At 71.9% G+C, this 21127-nt stretch carries 20 protein-coding genes; 6 read left to right on the top strand and 14 right to left on the bottom strand.

What is annotated here, in order from left to right:
- Positions 1-90 precede the first annotated feature (90 nt).
- On the top strand, positions 91-345 hold the full coding sequence (locus ACIQRL_RS31680; protein ID WP_401337959.1) for a hypothetical protein: 255 nt from the start codon (positions 91-93) through the stop codon (positions 343-345).
- Positions 346-480: 135 nt separating this feature from the next.
- Here the strand turns inward: ACIQRL_RS31680 and ACIQRL_RS31675 are convergent, their stop codons facing one another.
- Together ACIQRL_RS31675 and ACIQRL_RS31670 are read right to left on the bottom strand one after the other, a co-directional pair.
- Positions 481-930: an NUDIX domain-containing protein gene (locus ACIQRL_RS31675; protein ID WP_401337957.1), complete on the bottom strand. Its 450-nt coding sequence runs from the start codon at positions 928-930 to the stop codon at positions 481-483.
- A gap of 95 nt (positions 931-1025) precedes the next feature.
- Positions 1026-1526 carry a hypothetical protein gene (locus ACIQRL_RS31670; RefSeq protein ID WP_401337955.1) on the bottom strand — a complete coding sequence of 167 codons (501 nt, stop codon included), beginning with the start codon at positions 1524-1526 and terminating at the stop codon, positions 1026-1028.
- A 417-nt stretch (positions 1527-1943) separates the two neighbouring features.
- On the opposite strand from ACIQRL_RS31670, the gene ACIQRL_RS31665 reads away from it, so the two are divergent.
- Complete coding sequence (locus ACIQRL_RS31665; protein WP_401337953.1) at positions 1944-3215, top strand: Rieske 2Fe-2S domain-containing protein; 1272 nt, start codon at positions 1944-1946, stop codon at positions 3213-3215.
- 75 nt (positions 3216-3290) lie between these two features.
- Here ACIQRL_RS31665 and ACIQRL_RS31660 read toward each other — a convergent pair whose 3' ends face one another.
- From ACIQRL_RS31660 to ACIQRL_RS31630, 7 genes are all read right to left on the bottom strand, one after another.
- Complete coding sequence (locus ACIQRL_RS31660; protein WP_401337951.1) at positions 3291-4505, bottom strand: MFS transporter; 1215 nt, start codon at positions 4503-4505, stop codon at positions 3291-3293.
- 343 nt (positions 4506-4848) lie between these two features.
- Positions 4849-5868: a 3-oxoacyl-ACP synthase III family protein gene (locus ACIQRL_RS31655; protein ID WP_401337949.1), complete on the bottom strand. Its 1020-nt coding sequence runs from the start codon at positions 5866-5868 to the stop codon at positions 4849-4851.
- Positions 5865-6518 (bottom strand): SRPBCC family protein, encoded by a 654-nt coding sequence (locus ACIQRL_RS31650; RefSeq protein ID WP_401337947.1) that lies wholly within the window; start codon positions 6516-6518, stop codon positions 5865-5867. Before ACIQRL_RS31650 ends, ACIQRL_RS31655 begins: the two co-directional genes overlap by 4 nt.
- Positions 6490-8403: a thiamine pyrophosphate-binding protein gene (locus ACIQRL_RS31645; protein WP_401337945.1), complete on the bottom strand. Its 1914-nt coding sequence runs from the start codon at positions 8401-8403 to the stop codon at positions 6490-6492. The genes ACIQRL_RS31650 and ACIQRL_RS31645 overlap by 29 nt, the downstream gene beginning before the upstream one ends.
- Entirely contained in the window at positions 8400-9416 is a 1017-nt protein-coding gene (locus tag ACIQRL_RS31640) for a GlxA family transcriptional regulator (protein ID WP_401337943.1), read from the bottom strand. The genes ACIQRL_RS31645 and ACIQRL_RS31640 overlap by 4 nt, the downstream gene beginning before the upstream one ends.
- Positions 9417-9916: 500 nt before the next feature.
- Positions 9917-10885, bottom strand: coding sequence for a M48 family metalloprotease (locus ACIQRL_RS31635; RefSeq protein ID WP_401337941.1), 969 nt, complete (start codon positions 10883-10885; stop codon positions 9917-9919).
- Positions 10886-10889: 4 nt separating this feature from the next.
- Positions 10890-11312, bottom strand: coding sequence for a BlaI/MecI/CopY family transcriptional regulator (locus ACIQRL_RS31630; protein ID WP_401337939.1), 423 nt, complete (start codon positions 11310-11312; stop codon positions 10890-10892).
- 141 nt (positions 11313-11453) lie between these two features.
- Here ACIQRL_RS31630 and ACIQRL_RS31625 point away from each other — a divergent pair, with 141 nt between their 5' ends.
- Together ACIQRL_RS31625 and ACIQRL_RS31620 are read left to right on the top strand one after the other, a co-directional pair.
- Positions 11454-12830: a glycosyltransferase gene (locus ACIQRL_RS31625; RefSeq protein WP_401337937.1), complete on the top strand. Its 1377-nt coding sequence runs from the start codon at positions 11454-11456 to the stop codon at positions 12828-12830.
- Positions 12827-13651, top strand: a complete 825-nt coding sequence (locus ACIQRL_RS31620) for a polysaccharide deacetylase family protein (protein WP_401337935.1) — start codon at positions 12827-12829, stop codon at positions 13649-13651. Before ACIQRL_RS31625 ends, ACIQRL_RS31620 begins: the two co-directional genes overlap by 4 nt.
- A gap of 123 nt (positions 13652-13774) precedes the next feature.
- Here the strand turns inward: ACIQRL_RS31620 and ACIQRL_RS31615 are convergent, their stop codons facing one another.
- From ACIQRL_RS31615 to ACIQRL_RS31595, 5 genes are all read right to left on the bottom strand, one after another.
- Positions 13775-14254, bottom strand: a complete 480-nt coding sequence (locus tag ACIQRL_RS31615; RefSeq protein WP_401337934.1) for an HIT family protein — start codon at positions 14252-14254, stop codon at positions 13775-13777.
- 154 nt (positions 14255-14408) lie between these two features.
- Positions 14409-15413, bottom strand: a complete 1005-nt coding sequence (locus ACIQRL_RS31610; RefSeq protein ID WP_401337932.1) for a MerR family transcriptional regulator — start codon at positions 15411-15413, stop codon at positions 14409-14411.
- A 4-nt stretch (positions 15414-15417) separates the two neighbouring features.
- Positions 15418-16089, bottom strand: coding sequence for a HEAT repeat domain-containing protein (locus tag ACIQRL_RS31605; protein WP_401337930.1), 672 nt, complete (start codon positions 16087-16089; stop codon positions 15418-15420).
- A 67-nt stretch (positions 16090-16156) separates the two neighbouring features.
- Positions 16157-18502, bottom strand: a complete 2346-nt coding sequence (locus ACIQRL_RS31600; RefSeq protein WP_401337928.1) for an FtsX-like permease family protein — start codon at positions 18500-18502, stop codon at positions 16157-16159.
- A complete protein-coding gene (locus ACIQRL_RS31595; RefSeq protein ID WP_401337926.1) occupies positions 18499-19242 on the bottom strand; it encodes an ABC transporter ATP-binding protein in 744 nt (247 codons plus the stop codon). The genes ACIQRL_RS31600 and ACIQRL_RS31595 overlap by 4 nt, the downstream gene beginning before the upstream one ends.
- A gap of 61 nt (positions 19243-19303) precedes the next feature.
- Here ACIQRL_RS31595 and ACIQRL_RS31590 point away from each other — a divergent pair, with 61 nt between their 5' ends.
- Both ACIQRL_RS31590 and ACIQRL_RS31585 read left to right on the top strand, forming a co-directional pair.
- A complete protein-coding gene (locus tag ACIQRL_RS31590; protein WP_401337924.1) occupies positions 19304-20254 on the top strand; it encodes a sensor histidine kinase in 951 nt (316 codons plus the stop codon).
- Positions 20255-20334: 80 nt separating this feature from the next.
- The gene (locus ACIQRL_RS31585; protein ID WP_401338228.1) at positions 20335-21033 is read left to right on the top strand and encodes a response regulator; all 699 of its coding nucleotides are present in this window, start codon (positions 20335-20337) and stop codon (positions 21031-21033) included.
- The last annotated feature ends 94 nt before the right edge of the window (positions 21034-21127 follow it).

Below are 21127 nucleotides of genomic sequence, written 5' to 3'. Positions count from 1 at the left end.
CCGCTTCCACGAAATGCCGTGCGCCGACGACACGACCGGGTGGACGGTCATGCGGGGGCCCCGCCCTCTCGCCAGGAGGAGGCCAGCGAGGTGACTCGAAGGGCCGTCCGTCAGAAGGCGTGGGTGCCGAAGCGGCCCCAGGTCAAGGGCCGGCTCCGCCGCACTCCCGACCCCGCTGACGGCCGGTACAGCCTCGCCATCCTGACCGACGCGGGCTGGGACAAGGTCGAGGCAACCGCGCCCGGGCACGTCGCCGAGGTCCGCCGCCTCCTGATCGACCCCCTGACCAGGACCCGCTACAAGCACAGTTGCGAGAGATCAGCCGCCGGGTCAACGGCGCCATAGGCCCCATCGGAACCTGTCCCCAGAACCACACGACCTGACGACCTGCCCACCTGCCCACCTGCCCACCGCAACAGCTTCGCGGGATACGACCCGACGCGGAAGGCGAGCGTCGTCGTCCAGGTGGATCTCAACCGGTCAGACCCCGTCCAAGGCCGCCAGCAACTGCGGCCATGTGCCCGCGAATCCGGGGTGGAGAGGGAGCGAGACGATCTCGGCGGGGGTGCACCACCGGTAGGCGACGCCTTCGCCGTCGCCACGTCGCGGGGCAAACGGCTCCGTGAGGTCCATGACGAGGGTGTGGTAGGCCCATCCGCCGTGGTCGTCCACGAAGATGCGGACGGGACGCAGTGCCGGAACCGGGCCGAGTTCCTCCTCGAACTCGCGACGCGCCCCCTCCAACGGGTCTTCACCGGCTTTGAGCGCTCCGCCGGGAATGCTCCAGGTGCGGCCATGGTGAACCCGCCAGGAGCGGCGCTGGAGCAGGAAACGGCTGTCCTGGCGCAGGAGCAGTCCCGCGGCGCCGTGCGGGCCCCAATGGCGGCATCCACGCCGGTCCCTGACGTATCCGCGACTGCTGTCGGCCATGCTGCCTCCCGTGCGTGCAGCCTGCCCGCGTCGGGGAGGCTGATCAGACTTCGGTCGTCGGACCCGTCGACGTGGGTGAGGTGTCCGGGCCGTGGCTAACGGGGAACGTGGTCGTCGCGCTCGTGCCGCCGCGGCTCGCGGCGCTGCTGTCCCGGCAAGGTGGCCGCCAACTCGCCCACCAGGGAGACGTCGTGGCACTCGCAGTCCCCGCTGCCCCGGCACCACCACACCGGCGGGCCGGCCGAGTCCGTCTCGCCGTGGCACCCGCGCCCCGTGGTTCCCGCGGGGCGCGGGTGCATTCCGATCCTGTGGTCCCGGCAGACGGGCCAGACCTGCCAGAGCAGTTCTACGACGGTCTCCTGTGCCGCACCCGCGACCACGGCCAGGACCGTCGTCGCATCGTCCGGCTCCGGCGGATCACCCTCCTCCAGATCACACGCGTTCACCGCATTGCCGTGCCAACGGCCGTCCGGCAGCGCCACGTAGACCTGGTCCACGTCGATCGCGCCCCGGGGCGCGGGCTCCCAAGGCGGCACGACCATCAGTACCAGCGCGTCCTGACCCGGCAGTGTTGCCGTCAGGTCGGAATTGACCACCGTGAGCGCAGCTTCCAACTTCGGCCACCGGCCGGGCTCGGCTCGCCTGGGCTGCGGGTGGCAGTACCGGCCCTGACCAGGACGGGTGCTGAAAGACGAGGAGTGGCTCACCAGGCCATCGTCCCACCCGTGCCATGACCACCGATGATCGAGGGCGGACCTGCCTGCATGCGTGCGGGCCCCGGCCGCTCCGGCGTGGGCCGGTCCGGCTGCGACACCGACGCGCCTCTGCGGTTGACGGCCGGGGCGCCCACGGCGACCGTAAGGAGGTGGAGCCCCTGCGGCGGCGGGCGGATCACCCGCGTCGGCGGCGGCCCTCCGCGGTGGCGTCGCGGGCGGGCGGGACACCCTGAACCCGGTGGGCGGCACCCTCGACCGCACGGCACGACCTCGCGCGAGCGCAAAGGACCACAGCCCATGACCGAGGCCCGACCCGGCCGCTCAGGAGCAGACCCGCAGGACCGTTCGTCCACCACCGACCCCGTCGCGTATCCGCCCCATGCCGTGGACGGCCGCCTCCGGGACCTGCCCGGTCCGGTCCCGGACCTGCGGCGGATCGGTATCTCCCCGGACCACTGGTATCCGGTGGCGACCTCCCGGAACGTGCGGCGCAACCGGACGTTCGCGGCCGTGTTCGCGGGCGAGCGGATCGCGCTGTACCGGGGCCGCAGCGGCACCGTCCACGCGCTGGAGGACCGCTGCGCGCACCGGCAGGTACCGCTCAGCATGGGTGTGGTGGAAGGGGACATTCTGCGCTGCTGCTACCACGCCTGGGCCTACCGCGGTGACGGCCGTATCTCGCAGATCCCCTACTTGCCCAAGGGCTGCGAACGTCCTCCGCGCGGGGTGCGTTCCTACCCGGTCCGCGAAGCGTACGGCCTGGTGTTCGTGTTCCCCGGGGACCCGGCTCTGGCCCCGGCGGCGCCGTTCCCGTTGCTGCCCGAATACCATTCGGGCGCCCACCGGACCATGACGTTCTCCCGTACCGTGCGCTGCCACTACTCGTTCATGCACGAGAACCTGCTCGACATGAACCACCAGTTCCTGCACCGGAGCGTGCTCGGCAGGATCCGGCCGGAGCTGCTCGGCTACGAGACCGGCCCACGCCACGTCGAGGCCCGGTACCTCTTCGTCCCCGCCGGAGGGCGCAAGGACCGGGGCGCGGGCCTGCTGTCCGCGGAGGGGCTCGGTGGCCGGGACAGGCCCGACGTCATCACCATCCGCACCGAGTACCCGTACCAGACCCTGCGGGACGTCCCGGAAGGCAGCGACCTCCCGGTGTTCTCCCTCTGGGCCGCCTACGTACCGGAGGACGCGGAACAGCGCGTCAACCACGCCTACGGCCTGCTGACGATCGCGAAACCGTCGGTGCCCGGGGCACTGCACGTCGCCTGGCCGCTCATCCGCCGCTTCACCGAGCGCGTCTTCACCCAGGACCGCACGGCCGTCGAGGCGGAACAGCGTGCCTGGGACGAACAGCGCGAGGACCGCAACCACGAGGTCTTCCCGCTCATCCTGGACCTCCGCGACGTACTGCGGAGCAACGGCGTACCGCTGAGCGCGGACCGGGTATCCGGTTGTACGCCGTGCGGGCTCGCCACCGCGAAGCACACCACCGGCGTCACGGAGCATGCCGGGTCGACGCAGTCCGCCGGCCCGGCCGCGGACGGCGGAGTCAGGTCCGAGTAGTCCCGGCGCCCCATCGTCCGCGCAGCCACAGCACCCTGCCGAAGGTCGATCAAGGGCCGGCCGAAGGCCGAAGCGTCAGTCCGCTGTGCGGACGCGCGTCCCTGGTTCGACCGCGGGCGACGCTTGCGCGATCACCTCGGAGCGTCGGTCGCCCCGTTCCATGAGGCCGCCCGTGAAGGCGAGGCCGAGACCGGCCAGGGCGAGAGCCGCGCCGACCAGGTTGGGGGAGGCCCAGCCCCAGCCCGCCGAGATGACCAGGCCGCCGAGCCAGGCACCCCCCGCGTTGGCCAGATTGAAGGCGGAGTGGTTGGAGGCCGCCGCCATCGTCGGGGCGTTCTTCGCCTTGGACATGAGCAGCATCTGGATCGGGGTGGTGATGAGGGAACCCATCGCGCCGATGAAGGTGATGGTGACCAGGGCTCCCACGGTGCTGTGGACGGTGAAGTAGAACGTCGTCAGCGCCGCGGCGAGCAGAACGAGCCCCCAGTACATCGTCGGCCGCAGCGCGCGGTCCGTGAGCGGTCCGGCGACCAGGGTGCCGAGCGTCATGCCGACGCCGTACAGCGCGAGGACCCAGGTGGTCGAGGAGTCCGCGAGGCCGGTGAGGTGCGTGAGCATGGGTACGAGATAGCTGTAGACCGCGAAGAATCCGCCGAACCCGATGACGGCCGTGGCCAGGCCGATGCCGACCTGCTTGTTGCCCATGGCCCGCAGTTCGTGCCGGACGCCGGACGCCTGCCCGCGCGGCTGGTGCGGGACGAAGGCGGCCACGCCGGCCAGTGCTATGACTCCGATGACGGCGACCGCGCCGTAGGCGGACCGCCAGCCCAGTTGCTGCCCGAGGGCCGTACAGGCCGGAACCCCGATGATGTTGGCGATGGTGAGACCGAGGAACATCTTCGACACGGCGCGTGCCGCGCGCTCCGGGGCGACCAGTCGTGAGGCGACGACGGCACCCACGCCGAACAGCGCGCCGTGCGGCAGACCCGCGAGGAAGCGCGCGGCGAAGAGCGTGCCGAAGTCGGGGGCGAGCGCGGACGCTATGTTGCCGATCACGAACAGTCCGGTCAGGAGCAGCAGCAAGCGCTTGTGCGGGACGCGCGCGCCGATGCCCGTCAGCAACGGCGCGCCGACGACGACACCGAGCGCGTAGGCCGACACGACGTTGCCGGCGTGCGGAACGGACACGCCGATCCCGTGGGCGATCTGGGGCAGCAGCCCCATCGTGGCGAACTCGGTCGTGCCGATACCGAACGCGACGACAGCCAGGGCCAGCAGAGCCAAAGGCATGGTGCAGGAAAACCTTTCGAAGACAGCGGGCCGGGGACAAGGGAGCGGACGCGATCGAGATCGTCGGCCGTTCTCGTGTCCCGTCGTGCCGGGCACCGTCGCCCGGGGCACCCCTGGAACAGGGCGAGCCCCCGGCGGGTGCAGCAACGGCGAACGGCCGTCCATTCCAAGATCGACCCGCGGCTTGCCTCATCCGGCCGAACCGGGTTCCCCCGAGGCTGTGGCGGTGGGCCCCGGCCGGTGAGAAGGATAGCCGCTGTGGCCACGGCACCGTGCTCGGCGTTGCGGCCGCCTCGCCACCCCTGTTCAGGGCCGGTCGGTGTCGTGCGGGGACGACGACGCGTCATCCCCGCCCGCCGTGCCAGCGGACGGCGGCGCCGCCGGCGAAGTCGCCGGCGTGGGCGAATCCCCCCAGGACCACCAGGTCACCGTCCTTCACCCGGCCCGAGCGGATCGCGTGGTCCAGGGTGACCGGGATCGCCGCCCCGAAGAGGTTGCCGTACTGGTCGAAGGTGTTCAGGTGCCGTTCTGCGGGCAGTTGCAGCGCCTCCCGCCAGTTGCGCAGGAAGGTGCGGTTCGGCTGGTTGGTGACGAGGACGTCGATGTCCCCGGTCGCCACTCCCAGCCGCCGGCACAGGTCCGTGATCACCTCGGGGACGAGCCGGTTGCCGCGTGCCAGGACCTTGGCGACGCTGGCGTCGGTGAACCCGATCCGCAGCTGGGACTCGCCCGGCTCCCAGTACTTGCGGCCGTCGTCGACCGCCACGGTCATGTCCCCGGCGTGGGCGCCGATGTGCCGCGTCTCCACATCGAGGACCGGGGCGCCGGCCGAGGTCGTCACCCATCCCACGCCGCAGCCGTCGCCCGGGATCGCCGCCTGCGCGAGCCTTCGCACTTCGGACTGGGTGAACCACTGGCCGGCGGCGCTCTGCGCGTTGCAGATCAGCGCGGTCTTCGCATCGGTGGTACTGAGGATCTGCCGGGCCAGCTTCAGCATGTACACGAAAGAGGCGCAGCCGGCGTTGGCCACATCGATGAGCCACTCCGGGTTCAGGCCCAGACGGCGTGCCACCTCTGTACCGGCGCCCACGAACGGCAGATCCGGCAGTTGGCTGTGCACCAACAGCACGTCGACGCCCCGGATCTCGTCCCGGCCGTGCCGTTCGATCAGGGGCTGCACCGCGCGCTCGACCATGTCGGCGTTGGTCTCGTCCGCGGCCACGTGGTGCCGTGACGGCGGGACCTTGAACATGGGGTGGCCGCGGAGCTTGTCCTCCGCTCCGGGGTAGTCGGTGTAGAACTCCGCGGGGACCGGTTCGCCGGGGAGGTAGCTCGCGACATCGGTGAGGCTGACCGTGGTCACGGTGCCACCGCCGTCGCCGGAGCCACACTGACCGGCAGTCCGTTGCGGTGACGGTGTTCCAGGATCGCCTTGAGGTTGTTCATCTCCACGGTGTGGCCCGCGTAGAAGAGGTCCCAGTAGTCGCCCACCCAGGGCCGGTCCGGGCGGGGGGCCAGGCCGGGGTGCGGGTTCTCGTCGTAGTAGGGATGCCGGCAGTTGGTCCAGGTGATCACCGATCCCGGCTTGTCGAGCACTCGGCGGGCCGGTACGACGCGCATCAGGTAGATCATCCACAGCTTGTCGCCCTGGTCCCAGGAACAGTGGTAGTCCACGGTCATGGCCTCGGGGTTGGCGACCACCTCGCAGTAGATCCTGGTGTCGTCCTCGAGCCGGTCGTGGCCGACCCACAGCCCGGGTGTGCCGGAGGGTGCGAAGTCCCGCAGGCTGCAGGTCCACTCCTCCAGATGGTGGCCCTGTCGCAGGTAGTCGTAGGTCTGTTCCGGAGGGCAGTCGACGTACTCGTGGATGGTGCAGTACTGGCCGTAGACCTGGTGGTGCGGGTAGACGGCGTGGGTGAGCTCCATGCAGTGGGCGGTCAGCTCGTCCCTGCCGGGGTTCTCAATCCGCATCAGGCCGGGGATGTCAGCCAACCCGGACGACTTGTCGCTCATCTGAATTCTCCTTGCTGTGGGCCTGTCGCGCGGTGCCTGTGGCCTCGGCGAAGGACTGGAAGGGGAGGAACGGAGGGATCTCGGCCGGGTCGCAGTCCAGCGCGACGAACGCCGGGCCACCGCCCTCGTTGCCGCGCAGCAGTGCGCCGCGCAACTGCGCCGCGTTCTCGGCTCCGGTGACATCGAGGGACGGGAAGGCGGCGGCCACCCCGGCGGCGATGTCGGTCCGGCCGAACAGGTCGTCGTCGCGGACGCCGCCCTGGAGGAACTCCTCGCGCAGCACGCACATGGCGTGGGCGTTGTTGTTGAAGATGACGAAGGTCACGGGTGCGGCGTGCTCCACGGCGGTGTGCACTTCCATGCCGTGCATGAGGAAGGAACCGTCACCGGCCAGTACGTAGGTACGGCGCCCGGTGGCGAGCGCGGCGCCGATGCCGGCACCGAAGGTGTAACCCATGCCTCCCATGCCGAGCGCCACCACGAAGCGGCCGTGGCGCGGTGCCGGGAGGAGATGGATCGCGCTGGCGCCCGCGTTGCCGGCGTCCACGAAGACGTGCGCGTCCTGAGGCAGTGCCGCCTCCACCGCGGCCACCGCCTGGGCGTAGGGAACGCTTCGCCCCGGGGTGGCCGAGGCCGGGGCCGCCGTGACGGTGGGGACGGGGCCGGAGTGCTCGGGACAGTCGTGCGGGCGTGACGGGATCCGGCCGGTCACCGCGCGCAGCGCGCGGCGCAGGTCCCCGCCCAGCACGGCGGCCGGGACGAACGGCCGTTCGGGGCCGAGGCTGACGACATCGGTGTCGGCCAGTGCCCGCTCCAGGCCGCCGCGTGCCAGGAGCGGCAGCCGGGTACCGACCAGCAGGAGGACGTCGGCCCGCCGGAGACAGTCCTCGACGTTGGCGTGGCCCATCACCCCGGCCACGCCGGCGAACTGCGGATCGCGGTTGTCGAAGACGTCCTTGGCGTCCGGGGTGACCGCCACCCACGCCCCCAGCTTCCGGGCCAGTTCGGCCAGTTCCGCCCGCGCGTCGGCGGCGGCGACATCCTCACCGGCGATGACGAGGACCGTCTTCGCCCTGCGAAGGATGTCCGACACCTCGGCGAGAGCCGCGCTGTCGAGCGGCGTCGCGGTGGCCGTCGGCGCCGGTGTCCGCATGTCCTGTGCGGGTGCCGGTACCGGGCCGCCGGGTGCCGGCGCCGCTGCCGGCCCGCCTCGACTCGGCGCCGGTAGCGGCGCGTCCGGTGCCGGCGCCGCTGTGACACCGCCTCGTGTCGGTGCCGGTGTCGGCCCGGTCGATGTCGGCGCCGGGCCGCGGCCGGGCAACCGGATCCGTGCCTGCTGCACGTCCTTGGGCAGCAGCAGAACCGCCGGCCCGCGCGGATCGGCCAGTGCCGCCGCCATCGCCCGCGGCAGCAGATCGATGAGCGAGTCCGCGTCCGGGACCCGGGCACAGAAACGGGAGATCGGCGCGAAGACCGCTGCCGCGTCGAACGAGTCCGCCTTGCCGCTGGTGTCCTGGAACGCTCCCTGGCCTTCCTGGGCCGTCGGCGCCTGGCCCACCAGGGCCAGCACGGGCACGCGGGAGGCGTACGCCTCCGCCAGACCCGGTACCAGGTTCATCGCGCCGCCGCCCGAGGTGGCGGCGACCACGCCCAGGCGCCCGGTGGTCCGGGCGTAACCGTCGGCCATCGTGACGGCCGAGAACTCGTGCTTGGCGACGACACCGCGGACGGTGCCCCCGCGGTGGACGGCGTCGTACAGGTCCTCGATGTTCGCGCCGCCGACACCGAACAGGTGGGTGACGCCCGCCCTCGCGAGTTCGTCGGCCAGATGGTCGACCAGGCGTATCGTTCCTGCCTCGGGTTCACCCGAGGTGGTGGTGGTCATGCGGGGCTCCTGTCCGTCTCGTGGCGCCGGTCGACGAGGCCGGACGGCGTGATGACCTGGAAGCGGTGCCGGTACTCCTTCGGCGTGAGTCCCAGCGTTCGCCCGAAGCAGCGGAACAAGGTCTCGGGGGCGCCGTATCCGCAGCGACCCGCTATTTGACCGATGGACAGATCAGTGGTCTCCAGCAGCTCGCGCGCACGCGCGATCCGCGTGCGCTGGACATACTGGCCAGGGGTCGTGCCCACTTCGCGCCGGAAGACCCGGGCGAAGTTGCGCAGGCTCATGTTCGCCCGCTGGGCCATCTCGGCCACGGGTAACGGGTTGTGCAGGTTCTCCAGAATCCACTCCTGGGCGGTGCGGATCGGCGGATGGTCGGCCAACTGGGCGTCGAGCATCGCGCTGAACTGGGACTGCCCTCCGTGCCGCTTGAGGAAGAGCACCAGAAACCGTGCCGTCTCCAGTGCGAGTGCCGCACCGTGATCGGCCTCCACCAGGGCCAGCGCCATGTCGATGCCGGTCGACACGCCCGCGGAGGTCACGAAGGGACCGTCCCAGACGAAGATCGGCTCGGCGTCCACCGTCACGGCCGGATAGCGGCAGGCCATCGACTCGGTGTACGCCCAGTGCGTGGTGGCGCGTCTGCCGTCCAGAAGGCCCGCCTCGGCCAGCAGGAAGGCTCCGCCGCAGACGGAGGCCACCCTGCGCGACCGGGCCGCCGCCGCGCCGATCCACGAGACCAGCTCCCGGTCCCCGAGCGCCTCTCCGACACTCCATCCGCCCGGGACGAGGAGGGTGTCGACCGGCCCCTGCCCCGCCTCCAGGGGCAAGGCCCCCACGACCACTCCTGAACTCGTGCGCACCAGTGGGGCGTCGGCGGACACCAGGTCGATCCGATAGGGGGCGGCCGCCGGGGCCAGGAGCCGGTTGGCGACATCGAACACTTCAATCGGTCCGGTGATGTCCAGCGCCATGGCGCCCGGGTACACCACCACAACAACTCGTCGCTCTGCCACGGTCACAGCCTGTATCGATCATCACACCGACTGCAATGACAAGTTACTGACGCATCCGGCCACCCAACGGTCGCCGGATGAGCAAGAAGGGCTGCTGGCCAGGCAGTTCGCGTGCAGGAACTGATCGTGGCGGGTGAGGCAACTCACAGACGATCACCGTGTCAGGGCGTCGCGCCGAGCGACCGGCGCGGCCCGGGTGCGGAGCCCTGGCCGTCGTGGCCGTTCGGCCGCGGCCCTCGACAGTCCTGCCCGGCGGGCCGCGCATCGGCGTCGGCCCCCAAGAGGACCAACTCCCCCTGCGGCTCTCGCTCCACGAGGACCCCCGACGTCACGATGGCGGGCCTGCGCCGCCGCCTCGCCGACGCCTCACCCACGCCTCCTCGGCCTCGTCCGGCACCGCGCTCCGGCTGCCGCGCGTCACCACCCTGCGGGGCCACGGATACCGGCTCGGACCCTACGCGGTGGCCTGAACCAGGCATGGGTGGACGCAAGGACGGGATCTACGGCCTGTGCCGGGGGCATTCACAGGGCGGCCCGGTCGGGTGCGAGACCGACACGGCACACTGGGCTCGTTGGGCGTCGTCGAGCATGTCGTCGCTGTCGGCCGCCGCGTTGGCCAGGCCTCCACAGCAGAGGACCAGGAGCAGCCCTCCGGCTGCGATGGGAAGTACGCGACGAGGCGGGGGCGGCGCGAGCAGGGCCCGTACCCGCTGGGGCACGGCGCCGCCGGTCGCGGCGAGTGCCCCGGCCTTCGGTGCGCGGGGCGTGGACGCGAGAGCCGCGCGCCCGACCGCCCGAGCCACCACCCCGCGGTCGCCGACCGTCGCCGCCGCGTCCTCGTCGGCCCAGCGCTCCAGGGCGAAGCCACCGGCGTCGGCGACCGGCCGCAGCAAGGGGTTCGCGGCCGCCGTGAGCTGCCACAGGGTCTGGAAGTGGTGGTGGCGGTGGCGGAGATGGGCTCTCTCGTGCGCGAGCAGGGCCTCGCGTTCATCGGAGGCGAGGCACTGGAGCATTCCGCGGGTGACCACGATCCGGCCGGGCGAGCCGGGGAGGGCGAACGCCTGCGGCCTGTCGTCGTCGATGACGGACAGCTCGTTCTCGTGGGGCATACAGGCACACTCGCGCCGTGCCCACAGGATGTGGCGCGTGCGCCGTACGAGCGCCAGGCCCAGGGAGACGACTTCCGCCGTCAAAATCAGGGCGCTGACGACCGCGACGGTGAGATGGACCGGGTCCTCGGCACGCAGCGCGGGTACGGACCAGCGTCCCTCGGCGGCCACCTGCGGGATCTGCGCGACCGCGGTGAACGCGAGCAGGGCCATCGATCCCATCCAGCCGACGGTGGTCACCAAGGCCGCGCAGGCCAGGGCCCAGACCGCGGGGCGAGGAGCGAGCAGCCGGGCCACCCGTGGCGCGACCACGGTCAGCACGGCTGTGACGACGAGCGGAACGTAGACGCTGATCAGCACCGGTTCACTTCCTGCCGTCGTCGGCGCCGGCGCCGTGGTGACTCTCGTGCGCGGACAGCAGATCGTGCAGCAACTGCTCGTCCTGCTCGGACAGTTCGGAGACGAAGCGGCTCAGCACCGCCTCCCGGTCGGAGCCCTCTTCCAGCAGCGATTTCATGCGCTGTGCCGTGTAGGACGCCTCGTCGCGAACCGGTCCGTAGGCGTACCCGCGGCCTTCTCGGTGCCGGACGAGCATGCCCTTGTCGTACAGCCGGGACAGGATCGTCAGGACCGTCGTGTAGGCCAGGCCGCCCGGTAGCCGCTGAAGCACCTGACGGGCGGTCAGCGGGCCCTCGGCCGACCAGAGGGCGGCGAGTACGGAGCCCTCGAGTTCGCCACGGGCGCGCCTTCCGGATGCACCGCCGCCCCCACCCTTGAGGTCGTTCACCGTTCACCCTTCCGTCGCTGCAACGTCAAGTAAGAATACCCGGCGACCTCCTACTAGATGTAGAAGGTATGCTCCCGTCCCAACCACGATCTACTACATCTTGTAGTTGTGCGGCCTCCCCACCTATGCAGAGGAAAGCCCATGGCCAAACGCGGACGAACACACCCGGCAGCAGCGGTCACGGGTGTGCCGCCGACATGGGTGGCGGCGGCACACCCGGGCCGCGTCGCGATCATCTCGGCGAGCGTCGGCGCCGGTCACGACGGTGCCGCCACCGAACTCGAGCGCCGCCTCACGGCGGACGGACTCGTCGTCGACCGGTTCGACCTGCTGGATCTTCTCCCTGCTCGTCTCGGCCGGGCCGCCAGGGACGCCTACCACTTGATGCTCGTCCGTGCGCCCTGGCTCTACCAGAAGATCTACTCCAGCACCGAGCGCGCCGGTGGCGGCGGCCGCGGCGCGCGCGCCCTGCTGAGGTCCGCCGAGAACCGCGTCCTGAAAGCCCTGCACCCGGACACCGGCGCCGTCGTCTCCACCTACCCGGGAGCGAGTCGCGTCCTGGGGAACCTCCGCCTCGGCGGACGCCTGAACATCCCCGTCCTCACCTACCTGACCGACTTCTCCGTGCACCCCCTGTGGGTGGCGGACGGTGTGGACGTCCATCTCGCCGCCCACGCCATACCCGCCGCCCAGGCGCGGGCGGCGGGAGCCCAGGACGTACGGGTCTGCGGGCCCTTGGCCGATCCCCGGTTCCACCCCTGCGACACGGAGCAACGCGGCCTGGCGCGGAAGAGGTTCGGACTGCCCGCCACGGCCCCGCTCGCCCTGCTGGTCGCCGGATCGTGGGGTGTCGGTCCCGTCCGGGAGGTCGCCCGGGAGCTGCGCGACTGCGGCGCCGTCGTCCCGGTCGTGGTGTGCGGCCGTAACGAAGCACTGGCCGCGCAGTTGCGCGCCGACGGCATCGAGCACGTCCACGGCTGGGTCGACGACATGCCCGCCCTGATGCACGCGGCCGACGTCCTGGTCCAGAACGCCGGCGGTCTCACCACCCTCGAGGCGTTCTCCGCGGGGCTGCCCGTGGCGAGCCACGGCTGCATACCCGGCCATGGCCTGACCAACGCCGACGCGCTGGACGAGGCCGGCGTAGCGGTCTGGATACGCGACCCGGTCCAGCTCAAGAGCGTCCTCGACGACCTGGTCGACGGACCGCGCGGCGTGCGTCAGCGCGCGGAGGGGCTCGCGCTGTTCGCGGATTCCCCGGACCATGGCCCGGCGGCGGAGATAGCCCGCGTTCTGCGCTCCGGGCAGCCGCCCGTGGTCCCGCCGCCCGCCCCCCGGCGACGCACCCGGGCCCGGCGGCTCACCGCCACGACCGCGGTGGCCTGCGCCGTGTGGGCGTGCGCCGTCGCCACCGGGGTCGCCACGAGCTTCGAGGGCACCACCCTGATGCACACACTGAGCCATGGTCTCGACCTCGATCTCGTCTCCGGCCACGGCCCGGAAGGACACCAGCCGTGACGAGACCGCTCAGCAGGACGTCCCTGCTCTCTGCCGCCGCGACAGCCCTGCCGGCCGTTCTGGCCACCGCCCACTGCGCCCCCGTCGTCTCCACCTTCGGCCCTTTGCGCAACCGCGTGATGCCACGCCTCGCGGGGAAGGGCCGCGCGGATCACGTCGCTCTCACCTTCGACGACGGACCGGACCCCAAGTCGACGCCGTCGTTCCTGGAACTCCTGGCCGCGCGGGGCGTGCTGGCCACCTTCTTCCTTCTCGGAAGCGAGGCACACCGCTCCCCGGGGCTGGTCCGCGAGATCGCCGCGGCGGGCCACGAGATCGGGGTGCACGGCTGGCTGCACCGTCCGCTGCTGCTGCGCGGCCCGCGCGCGACCTACGACGACCTCGCCCGCGCACGCGACACGGTCGCCGAGATCACGGGCACGCGGCCCACGCTCTTCCGGCCCCCGTACGGCGTCATGTCGGGATCGGCCCACCTGGCGGCCCGCCGCCTCGCGCTCTCCCCCGTGCTGTGGACATGCTGGGGCGAGGACTGGACCGCCAAGGCCACACCGGAGTCGGTGCACCGCACCGTGGTCGCCGACCTGTACGGCGGGGGCACCGTGTTGCTCCACGACTCGGACTGCACCTCCGCGCCCGGAGCGTGGCGGTCCGCGCTGGGCGCTCTTCCCCGCATTCTCGACACCTGCGAGCAGCGAGGCTACGAGGTCGGTCCGCTCCGCGACCACGGGTCCCCTGGCGCCGGCCCGGAGCGACCGGCCCCCGCCCGCGCCCGCGAGGCCACGCGAAGTCCCGTGACACCGACGTACGAAGTCCCGGGATGAGACCGGTGGCCGACGGCCGCCTCGCACCCCGGTAGAGGCTGACCCCGTCGTCTCCTGTCCGGATCCATCGCCGACCGGCCGGGCCCCAGCCCGGCCGGTCGGCAGGACGGATGGCCTCTCGGGTCAGTCGGCCGTTCGCAGCCGGTCCAGTTCACCGCCGATCGTGTCTCGCAGCGCATCGTGCTGCGGACCGAGACCGAACCGCTCGTCGCTCCACCGCTCCTGCGGATAGAGCCACACCGGCTTGCCCACCAGCTCGGGCGGCTCCCACGCGAATCGCGGCCAGACGTGGGCATGCAGAAACGGGTCGGTGTTCCCCAGGATCTCCAGGTTCACCCGGCGGAAATCCGGGTCCCGTTGCCGACAGGTCCGCTCGACCGCTTCTCCGAGTCGGTCCATGTCGGCCAGGAACGCCAGCCGCTTGCGCCTCGGGAGGTCGGACAGCCGCTGCACCCGCGGTTCGTCCACGAGGAGAACCGCGTAGCCCGGCAGGAACTGCACGTCGCCGATCACCGCGAACCCCGAGTCGAGCCGCCGCAAAACCGTCGGGTTCTCACCCCGCAGAGCAGCCCCGATCCGATCTCTCCGCCAGTCATGAGTCATGGCCCGAAGCTACCCGCGGGTGATCGGGATCAGCTCCGGCCCCGCTCCTGGTGCTGCGACGGCTGCGGGCGCTGCGCCCTCCGCGCCCTGCGATTCCCTCCGCCCGTACCCGTACGCGTACGGGCATCGTGCGGGGCATCCTCCGAGCGATCTGTCACCGTGCGTCGCGGAGTTGAAGAAGATACGCGGCGGTCAGCGAGACGGCACGGTCCTCGTCGTGCGACAGCTCCACGAGGGCACGTGACGCCGTCGTCCCCGGAATCCCCGCCAGTGCTTGGGTCAGCCGTCCTCGCGCAGGAGCTTCATTCGTGGCGTGGGCGAGGCGGTCGACGAACGTGGCCGCGATCTGATCGGCCGTCACGGTGTCGGTCGCCAGTTCGCTCAGGGCGTCGGCCGCGTCGGTGTCGTTCCTTCCCTCCACGACCATGTCGATCAGCGTCGGAACCGCTTCGGCCACTCCCCGTGTCCCGAGCGCCAGAGCGGCATGCCCGCGGACCGCCGCATCGGCGTCGGTGAGAGCGTCCCGCAGGTGCGCGGTCGCCGCACCACCGGGCATCGCGGCGAGGGACTGAACGGCACGTCTCCGCACCGCGGCCACCGGGGAGCCGAGGCCCTCCGCCAGCAGTGCCGGGGCGCCTTCGCCCGATCGCGCCAGCGCCCATCGAAGAGCTCCGGCGACGTTCGGCTCCGTCTCGCTCAGTACCGCCTCGACCAAGGCCTCCACCGGCACCGGAACCCCGTCACCCGAGGAGAGGGCCGCGCGCTGGCGGGCGTCGGCGCTCTGCGAGCCCAGTGCCTGGAGGAGCGCGACGACCTGGAGGACGTCCTCCCAGCCGGCGGGATCCGCGGCCTCGATCCGGCGCAGCCGCGTGAGCAACTCGGTCTCGGCCGCGATGCGGTCGCGTGTCTGACGGACGAGGTCGCCGACGAGCGCCGAGGGCGCGAACCCGGGATCGTCCAGCGCGCGCCCGATCTCGCGCAGCGACAGACCCAGCGACCGCAGGCTCTCGATGTGGAAGATCCGCCGGATGTCGTCCGCGCGGTACTCCCGATATCCCGAGCCCGTACGCTCCGAAGGCCGCACCAGGCCGAGCGATTCGTAGTGCCGGAGCATGCGGGCACTGACCCCGGACCGTCGCGCCACCTCACCGATCAGCACCGATCTATCGTCCGTCCTGGGGGGTCCCGGTGAGGGCCACGACGCGTTTGGCCTCCTCGACCGCCGACTCGAATCCGGCGTCCGGGTCTCGCAGCAGCCGTTGTGTGGCGAGCGCGTGGGCGCGCACGCGCGGGTCGGAGGCCGTCGTCGCCGCGTGCAGAGCCGGCGTGATCACTTCGCCCAGAGCCACCAGCGCCCGGCTGAGACTCAGCAGTGTCTCCCGCTCACCACGTCCGAGCTGTGTGGCCAGCACCGTGGCCAGGGCAGATTCCTCGCCTTCCGGCACGAGCACGACCGCAGCCCGCCAGGCGCTCCGCGCCACCTCGTCGTCGGCGTCGGACAACAGCGCCCGAGTGATCGCGGGCCACGCCCGCCGGTCCCCGATCTTGGACAGCGTGTGCAGCGCCTGGCTCCGTGCCTGCGTACGCTCCGAACGGACTTCGCGGACCAGTGCGGGGAGCGTCACGGAGACCGGGTGGCGGGTGAGCGCCCAGGTCAGCATGTCGCGGACGAAGAACTCGGGTTCGATCGCGCATCGCTCGATGAGCTCGTCGACGAAGCACGGGGCGGGCGCCGTACCGACCGCCAGAGCCGCCCGCAGCCGCACGGACGAACGGCCGTCCGCCAGCCCCTGGAGCGCTCGTGTCGCATCGGTGTCCTGTCGCGTCATGGTCATCGGGACCACCTCCTCGGGAAGCAGTGAACGGGTTGTCACCGTGTCAAGGTCAAATACGGCGGGGCCGTCACTCGGTGTGCAGGACCCGGGCGATGGTCTGCCGCGCCGCGACCCGCGCCGGTATCACCGCGCCCAGCGCGGCGATCGCCACCCCGGCCAGCGCCAGCAGGGTCATCTCCCCGGGGTGCCACACGTCCAGCATCCGTGCGGGGAAGGCGAGATGGGCGCTGTGCTCGGTCATCGGGATCACCACGCGGTAGGCCGCGACTCCCAGCGGCAGCCCGAGGAGCCCGCCGACCAGACCCAGCCCGGCCATGGACACCACCATCATCGTGGTGACCTGCCGTGGCGTCATGCCGATCGATTTCAGCATCCCCAGGTCGCGCCGCCGTTCCCGGCTGCTCAGCACGACGGTGTTGAACACTCCCATCGCGGCGACCACCGTCAGCATCAGGGTCAGCACGGACGCGGAACTGATCACCGTCACCGCCCCGGCGTTCACCGATGTCTTCGCGTCAGGGTAGAGCCCGGGATCGGCGGCCCGGACGGCCTTCATATAAGCACTGACATCGGCTCCGGGGGTGAGCCGTACCCAGTACTGGTTCGCCTGCGCGCGCGGTGCCAGGGCGGTCACCGTCGCCCAGTCCGCGCGCAGCCAGTCCGCCGGCCCGGACATGACCTCCCCGACCAGGGTGACGCGCTCCTGCCGGCCGGCCGCCGCGCCCAGTACGAAGGAGTCACCGAGCCGCAGACCGTACTTGGACAGGAACCTGCCGGAGGCCACCACCTCGCCGGGCCCGCGCGTCCAGCGGCCCCTCGCCAGATCGTCCTGGAGAGGCGACCGGCCCCCGCGATCGCCCTCGAGCGACAGGTTCTGGCTCTGGCCGAGCAGCCGTACCCCGACGTAGCCCACGGCGGACACGTCCGCCGCGTGCGGCAGTCCGCGCAACAGCGTCTGGGTCGCGGCGTCATCGTGCTCGGGGGCGGTCTGCCCGAACCTGGTCTCCCCGCGCCCGACGATGACCTGAACCTTCCCCGCGCCCTCGACAGCGTCGCCGTAGGAGACCATGGTGGCCGACAGGCCGGTCGCGAAGGTCACCGTCGCCACCCCGAGCAGGACCGCGGAGACGGTGAGCAGGGCCCGCCCGGGCCGTGCGAAGGGCAGGCCGAGGCCCAGGCTCACCGGGCGCGGCAGCCGCACCCCGGTCAGCCACCGCTGCACCACGAGCCCCCGTCCGCCTGCGGGCGCGCTGCCGGCGCTGATCGCCCGGGCCGCGGACAGCCGGTGCGCGCGCAGCGCCGGGATCAACGCGGCCGGCAACACCACGGCCGGCATGCCGAGCGCCGTGGTCGCGTACACCCAGGAGCCGATCGTCGGCGTGACGTTCACCGTGCTGAGGTCCGCGCCGTGGAAGACCTGGTGGAGCAATGGCCGCGCGACCACCGCGCCCAGGGCTGTGCCGGCCAGCGCTCCCGCGGCCGCCGGGACGGAGACCATCACCAGGTAGACCGCGACCACCTGGTTGGGCGTGAATCCAAGGGACTTGAGCACCCCGATGTGCCGGAAGCCGGACACCACGGCACCGCTCACCACATTGGCCACGATGAGGACCGCGACCAGCAGGCCGAGGATGCCGAAGGCCATGAGGAAGGGCACGAAGGCATCGGGAGCGGCCGCGAGCTGCGCCTTCAGCGTCAGATACGACTGGCTCGCGACCAGCGATCCGGACGGCAGGCCGGCGGACACCACCGCGGTGTCCGCTGTGATCTGACGGGCCGTCTCGGCTCGGTCGAACCGGTACAGCATCTGGTACGTCGTGGGGTGCAGGGCCGCGATCTGCTGCGGGGAGACCCATGCCTGCGCTGTTCCGCTCACGCTGGACGCGAGGCCGACGACGGTCAGCGGCCGCACTCCTGGCAGGTGGATCCGTTTGCCGATCGGGGAGTGCGGGCCCCTGCCCATCCCGGGTGCGTCCGGCAACGCCAGGACGATCTGGCCGGGGCCGGTGGCCCAGTGTCCGGCGAAGAGGTCGAGGCGGTCGACCGGACCACCGGGCTCCGCCCGCCCCACCACGGTCAGGGGGCCGGACCCCAGCCCGGGCAGCGCGGAGGCCGCGTTCTGCCGCAGGTCGACCACCGCCTGCGGGAACGGCCCGGCCGAGGTCCGCACGCCCGGACGGTGCGCGGTCCGTGCCAGTTGGGCGCCGGAGACCTTCGCCGCGTCGAAGGTGGCGATGACGTGCGCGCCGTGCGCCTGGCCGAAGACCCTGTCGAACGGTCCGGACGCGACATCCAGCAGGCCCAGGGCGACCACGAGGGCCATGCTGGACACGAGGACCACCACCCCGATCAGGGACGTCTGCAGCCGGCGGCGCCGCACGGCCGCGCGCGAGGCGCTCCACACCGCGCTCATGCCGACCGCTCCAGGGCCCGCTCGCCGGTGATCCGGCCGTCGGCCATCGTCACCAGGCGGCTCGCGCAGCGCGTCGCCAGCCGCTGGTCGTGCGTCACCAGCAACAGGGTCTGGCCCAGTTCGTTCAGGTCGAGGAGCAGGTCCATCACTTGCTCGCCCGCGTGGCTGTCCAGCGCGCCGGTCGGCTCGTCGGCGAGCAGCAGTGCGGGACGGTTCATCAGCGCGCGGGCCACCGCGACCCGCTGGCGCTCGCCGCCGCTCAGCGCGGCGGGGTAGACGTTCCTGCGGTCGGCGATGCCGAGTTCGTCCAGCAACTCCAGGGCCCGGCGCCGGGCCTGACGGGCCGGTGTTCCGGTGAGCTGGGCGGCCAGGGCGACGTTGTCGATCGCGGGCAGGTCGTCGATGAGGTTGAAGAACTGGAAGATCATGCCGATCCGGCGGCGCCGGAAGAGCGCGAGCCCGGTCTCGCTGACCCGGCCCAGTTCCTCGCCGTGCACACGGACCGAGCCCGCGGTCGGCCGGTCGAGGCCGGCGATCATGTTCAACAGGGTGGACTTGCCGCAGCCGGACGGCCCCATCACCGCCACCGCCTCTCCGGCGCCGATCTCCAGCGACACCCCGTTCAGGGCGACGGTGTCGCCGTATTCCTTGCGCAGGCCGCTCACCCGCACGATTTCCTCGTCGCGCACGACGAAGGCGTCGGCGCCCGGGGCCGTGTCGCTGATGTCTTCGGTGGTCATGGCAGGGACGGTAGGCGGCGCGGACGGTACGGGCGTCAGCCCCTGGAGGTAACCCGGGTTGGTGGTCATCCTGGGGATGTACGGGGTGGACCCGCAGGTGGACGTCCGCTCGCCGGGTGCCTGGCACGATGGACGTGTGTGGACATCGGGGACGGGCCGGCTGCTCATCGCCCTCGCGACGGTGGGCCCGGCGGTGGCCGTGGGCTGTTGCGTGCTCCTGGCGCGGGCCCGCAGCCGCTACCGCGGGGTCATGGAGGACAGGGGCTGGCTGCTGGAGCGCGAACGGGAGACCGCCGCCCGCACGGCGGTGGCGGCCGAGCGCGCCCGCATCGCCCGCGAACTGCATGACATCGTCAGCCACAAGGTCAGCCTGATGGTGGTTCAGGCGAGCGCCGCGCGTGAGGTGCTGGCCACCCTGCCGGGCGAGGCGGAGACCGCGCTGCGGGCCGTCGAGGGTGCCGGACGCGACGCGATGACCGAACTGCGCCATCTGCTGGGCCTGTTGGCCCCCTCGCCCGACGGCGACGACGATGACGGGGCCGAACGGTACGGCGAGGGAGACCACTTCGGGCTCGCGCCGCAGCCGAGTCTGAGTCACCTGGGCACCCTCGTCGACAGGATCGCGTTCGCGGGTCTCCCGGTCGAGGTGCGGATCTCCGGTGAGCCGCGCCCGCTGCCGCCCGGCGTCGACGTCACCGCCTACCGGATCATCCAGGAGGCGCTGACCAACGCGCTCAAGTACGGCGACGGCGGGAAGGCTGCGGTGACGGTGCGCCATGCCGACCACAGTCTGCGGGTCGAGGTGCTCAACAGCGGGCCGAGCGTGCTGACCGCCGGCGAGCGGAGCACTCGTGCCCGATCGGATGCCCGCGAGCACCGGGGTGACGGCGCCGGGCGCGGGCTGATCGGTCTCCGGGAGCGTGTCGCCGTCTACGGCGGGCACTTCGACGCCCGGCGCCGTCTCGGCGGCGGCTACCGCGTCCGCGCCCGCATCCCCCTGGAGCGACCGTGACCGATTCCACCGCCGGCCCCCGCGCCCACCACGCCCCGGAATCGGACCGGAGCGGAGACCCCGGTGCGCCGCGCGTCCTCATCGCCGACGACGAGGAACTCATCCGGACCGGCTTCCGCCTCATCCTCACCTCGCGCGGCATCGACGTCGTCGGCGAGGCCGCCGACGGCATGCAGGCCGTTACGGAAGCCGAACGACTGCGCCCGGACGTCGTCCTGATGGACATCCGAATGCCTCACCTGGACGGCCTTCAGGCCGCCAAGCGCGTCCTCGGGCTGCTCCCGCACTGCCGGGTGCTCATGCTCACCACCTTCGACCTCGACCACTACGTCTACGCGGCGCTCGCCGCCGGAGCCAGCGGCTTTCTTCTCAAGGACGTCACCGCCGCCCATCTCGCGGCGGCCGTGCGACTGGTGAACACCGGAGACGCGCTGCTCGCCCCCTCGATCACCCGCCGCCTCGTCGAGCGCTGTGCGACGCCCCCCGGCGCCGGCCGGACCGGCACGGCACACAGCCCCGCCGCGGCGGCCGCGGCTCGCACCCCCGCGATCCACCGCGACCTGGCTCCGCTGACCCCCCGTGAACTCGAGGTGCTGGCCCTGATGGGCCGTGGCCTGTCGAACACCGAACTCGCCGAGGCCCTCACCCTCAGCGAGTCCACCGTGAAGACCCACGTCGCCCGGATCTTCGCCAAGGTCGCCCTCCGCGACCGCGCCCAGGCCGTCGTCCTCGCCTACGAGACAGGACTGATCGCCCCCGGCGACCCGACCGCCGACTGACATCCCGGGCGGTTTCCAGATTCTGGGCGATGTGGCCGTGGGTGCCACGTTCCGACTTCCGAGTCGGAAGCCATGGCCGGGCCTTCTCGGTGGG

Origin of the sequence: Streptomyces sp. NPDC091209, assembly GCF_044757755.1 — a bacterium.
Lineage (GTDB): Bacteria > Actinomycetota > Actinomycetes > Streptomycetales > Streptomycetaceae > Streptomyces.
Note: the sequence above shows the minus strand (reverse complement) of the source record. Positions and strands in the feature narration are given on the sequence as shown.

Bases quoted from the DNA above. Each gene is read 5' to 3' on its own strand.
- ACIQRL_RS31675 (WP_401337957.1), bottom strand. From the start codon at position 930: ATGGCCGACAGCAGTCGCGGATACGTCAGGGACCGGCGTGGATGCCGC.
- ACIQRL_RS31665 (WP_401337953.1), top strand. From the start codon at position 1,944: ATGACCGAGGCCCGACCCGGCCGCTCAGGAGCAGACCCGCAGGACCGT.
- ACIQRL_RS31660 (WP_401337951.1), bottom strand. From the start codon at position 4,505: ATGCCTTTGGCTCTGCTGGCCCTGGCTGTCGTCGCGTTCGGTATCGGC.
- ACIQRL_RS31650 (WP_401337947.1), bottom strand. From the start codon at position 6,518: ATGAGCGACAAGTCGTCCGGGTTGGCTGACATCCCCGGCCTGATGCGG.
- ACIQRL_RS31645 (WP_401337945.1), bottom strand. From the start codon at position 8,403: ATGACCACCACCACCTCGGGTGAACCCGAGGCAGGAACGATACGCCTG.
- ACIQRL_RS31625 (WP_401337937.1), top strand. From the start codon at position 11,454: ATGGCCAAACGCGGACGAACACACCCGGCAGCAGCGGTCACGGGTGTG.
- ACIQRL_RS31615 (WP_401337934.1), bottom strand. From the start codon at position 14,254: ATGACTCATGACTGGCGGAGAGATCGGATCGGGGCTGCTCTGCGGGGT.
- ACIQRL_RS31605 (WP_401337930.1), bottom strand. From the start codon at position 16,089: ATGACCATGACGCGACAGGACACCGATGCGACACGAGCGCTCCAGGGG.
- ACIQRL_RS31600 (WP_401337928.1), bottom strand. From the start codon at position 18,502: ATGAGCGCGGTGTGGAGCGCCTCGCGCGCGGCCGTGCGGCGCCGCCGG.
- ACIQRL_RS31595 (WP_401337926.1), bottom strand. From the start codon at position 19,242: ATGACCACCGAAGACATCAGCGACACGGCCCCGGGCGCCGACGCCTTC.